This window comes from Enterococcus durans NBRC 100479 = LMG 10746 (assembly GCF_001544215.1).
GTDB classification, from domain to species: domain Bacteria; phylum Bacillota; class Bacilli; order Lactobacillales; family Enterococcaceae; genus Enterococcus_B; species Enterococcus_B durans.
Genome location: NZ_BCQB01000095.1, coordinates 1 through 3,432, shown reverse-complemented (window position 1 = coordinate 3,432; position 3,432 = coordinate 1). Strand labels below are relative to the sequence as shown.

Sequence of the window (3,432 nt, the reverse complement as noted above, 5' to 3'; positions counted from 1 at the left end):
ATAAAAGTAAGCGTATAGAGCCGAAAAACTGGGACATCAAAAAGTTGGTGTCTCAGTTTTTTATACTTATAGAGCAAACTCTTCTAATTTTTTGAATAGCCTGATTTCTTATAGTCTAAGTTAGGACTTGTTGTAGCATTGGTCTTCATAGATGATTCAAAAATCTTCATTAATTCTTCTCGTTTCTTTACTTGTAAAAGGTTAACTACTAAAATAAAGTAGACAGTAATAATAATCAATTCACTGAAAGTTGAAGGAGTATCTACTTGAAAAGAAAATTAAGCAATCTCTTAAATAAATTGACTTTAACACAAAAGCGTATTTTAAAATACACAGCAATCAGTATTTTTACTTTATTGATTGTTGTATTAAGCAATCTCTATTTACAATGGTGTCAAAATGATCTTTCTGTTGACCTTGCGTTGAACTTTGCTTTTTCGTGGCACACACAAAAATTCTTATTGGCATGCCTTGTATTGTTGATGATTTTTTTACTTTTAGTATCGGTTATGGGATCATTTCTTTTTGGTATGTTCTTTTACATTGTAAGTATCGGGATATTAGGGTATGCAAATTACTTAAAAATGAGTTATCGACAAGAGCCTATCTACCCAGACGATTTGAAAATGATCACGGAGTTCAGCTTATTGAAGGAAATGACTGGGACAGGCTCCTTTTACTTGTTTCTAGGGTTGATCATGCTAGTCTTGCTTGGTGGTTTATGGGGGATTTACCGAAGTTTCAAAAAAGGACGGCGATTCCAGATACTACGCATGATTACATTGTGTGTAACGATCGGATCGTTGGTATATATCAGTCATTTCAATAATCCTAATAATCTTTTGCGTAAGGCCTATAATAAAACAGCATTATGGATTCCTTACAGCCAAAAGATGAATTATTACAATACTGGGTTTATTGGCGGTTTTTTGTATAATTTAAAAATTGACCCAATGGATGAACCTAGTGGATATTCAGAAGCAAAAATCAAAGAGATCACCGAAAAATATCAGGAACTGGCTGATAAAAAAAATCAAGAAGCAACAGAAGAGCAACCGAACATCATCTATGTCATGAGTGAGAGCTTTTCTGATCCTAGCCGGTTGAATGGTGTGGAGATCTCAGGAGATCCACTGGCAGATTATTATGATGTCGCAAATCAAACCTACAGTGGGAATATGCTCTCCCAAAATTACGGAGGTGGCACAGCGAACATCGAATTTGAAGCTCTGACTGGTTTTTCAATGGCACTATTTAATGCACAGTTGACCACTCCTTATACGATGCTTGTGCCTAAAATCGACCAATTGCCTTCACTCGTATCGACATTGAACGCCCAAAAATATCAGACGACTGCGATCCATCCTTTTAATACATCCATGTATAAAAGGGAAGATGTCTATAAGGTGATGGGCTTTGATCGCTTTATTAGTGAGGACACGATGAAATATACAAAAACGATCGATAATAATCCTTATATTTCAGATGAATCTGCCTATAAAGAAGTCATGGATCTTTTGAAGAATACAGAAACTCCACAGTTTGTCCATCTAGTAACGATGCAGACGCATATGCCATATAATGGGAAGTATTCGAAGCTAAACTATTCAGCAAAGACGATGGACGATAGTGGTACCAACAGTTTAGACAATTATCTTCAAGATATTGCTTACAGCAGTCAAGCGTTGAAAAAATTTACCGAGGAGTTAAAAGATCTTTCTAGAAGAACGCTAGTTGTTTTTTGGGGCGATCATTTACCGGGTATCTATTCAGAAGATATCCAAAATAAAAATGATAAGCAAACGTTACATGAAACGCAGTTTTTGATGTTTGACAATCAGGGGAAATTGACTGAGAACAGTACGCATGATGCGATTACTAGTCCATTTTATTTTGCTGCTAATTTGCTTGAGCAAACCAAACAACCAACGACTGGTTTCTATCAGTTGTTATTGGAAATGGAACAAACACTGCCTGCGTTTGAACGAGAATTATACTATCAAGGCGGGCAATGGCATCAAGAAGCACAATTGAATAAAGAGCAAGAAACACTTTATGATGCCTATAAGATGATCCAATATGATATTGTATCCGGAAAACAATACAGTTTGAAGGAAGGCTTTTTTAAGAAATAACGAATAAGTCATCAAATAGTAAATGAAGAAAACCTGTCTTTTAGAAATAAAAACAGGTAAAATAAAAAGTAAAGAGTCAAATGAAATAAAAATCGGAAAGTAGGAAAATGAATGTTACCAAATATGGGCTATTATGTTCAAGCTGTTGATCGAATGGTGAAAGAAACGGAAGAAATCGGAGAAACAATGCATCCCAAATACCAAGTGGTCAGAGTGGCAATCGACCAAAACAAGACGGCTGATCTAAGCACTGAAGAATTAACTGAAATCAGTGAATTATTCAAAGAGGGAACAAAGAAATACCAATTGATTTTAAAGAAAATCAGTCAGCTTCGTCCACCAGCCAAAGTAATGGGAATCCACAAAAATTTTGAAAAAGCCTATATTTCTTATGTTGCAGGCTGTGAAGAAATGATTCAAAGTATTACGACAAAAGATGGAGTAGATGTAGCTTTGTTCAATGCGTCAGAAGAAAAACAGGACAAAGCGACAGAAAATATCTCATCAGCCATTCAAAAAATGACTAATTTGTTATTGAAAAAATAAACGAACACTTGATTTTACTGAAAACAAGAGTTATTTAATCTGAATATTAGATTATTTTTATGATAGTTTAGCTTAAGTGATTTATGATGAATACGTAACCAAGCTAACCAACAATAAACAGATGAGGCTGGGACAGAAGTGTTTAACTCCGAGAAATAAGCAGAAATTCACGAAAATTGCTTTTCAAATTTTTATGAATTTCAGCTTATTTCCGAAGGAGTTGCTTCTGCTCCCACCGTTTATTCGTTTTTAAAGAATGAGACAAAAGTGTTTCTTACTTTTGTCCCACAACTCCCTTTTCCGCTTAGCCTAACCAACTCAGCGGTTTTTTATTTTATCCACGTATTTTTTAGCGATTAGTGATCATCCAGTGAGCGCTATTTTGAGTTTAAAATTAGCTTTGTGCTAAAATTATAATGAGAGCGCCATCCAAAAATACTTTTTTCTAAGGAGTGAGATGAAATGTCCGAAATTCCAATTGAGGAATTGATCAATATCGTAAATAAAGAATCGAATGCGACAAATCGTGCACTGGGTGTCGAAGCGATTGAATTGTATCAAGAACTAGAGGCTTATTACCACTCAGCTTTAGATGAAGTAGAAACGAAACTATTCATTATTGACCGTGAATTAAGTAGCAATAGTCACAGAGGACGAAAAAACAGTATCCATCAAATTCAGAAAAGGATCAAACGATTCAAGAGCGTTGTGAACAAATTGAATCGTAAACAGGTAAATTATTCAAAACAGG

The 3,432-nt window shown here is 34.9% G+C and carries 2 protein-coding genes and 1 pseudogene; all 3 read left to right on the top strand.

Annotated features, from left to right (window positions below; translation table 11 throughout):
- Positions 1-266: 266 nt before the first annotated feature.
- Positions 267-2,135, top strand: a complete 1,869-nt coding sequence (locus ED2_RS14290) for an LTA synthase family protein (RefSeq protein ID WP_005880158.1) — start codon at positions 267-269, stop codon at positions 2,133-2,135.
- Between the two features lie 111 nt (positions 2,136-2,246).
- On the top strand, positions 2,247-2,681 hold the full coding sequence (locus ED2_RS14285) for a hypothetical protein (RefSeq protein WP_005880160.1): 435 nt from the start codon (positions 2,247-2,249) through the stop codon (positions 2,679-2,681).
- A 462-nt stretch (positions 2,682-3,143) separates the two neighbouring features.
- Positions 3,144-3,432 (top strand): annotated as a pseudogene (locus ED2_RS14280) (GTP pyrophosphokinase); the annotation flags it as partial.

Coding starts and splice junctions, on each gene's coding strand:
- ED2_RS14285 (WP_005880160.1), top strand. CDS start 2,247: ATGTTACCAAATATGGGCTATTATGTTCAAGCTGTTGATCGAATGGTG.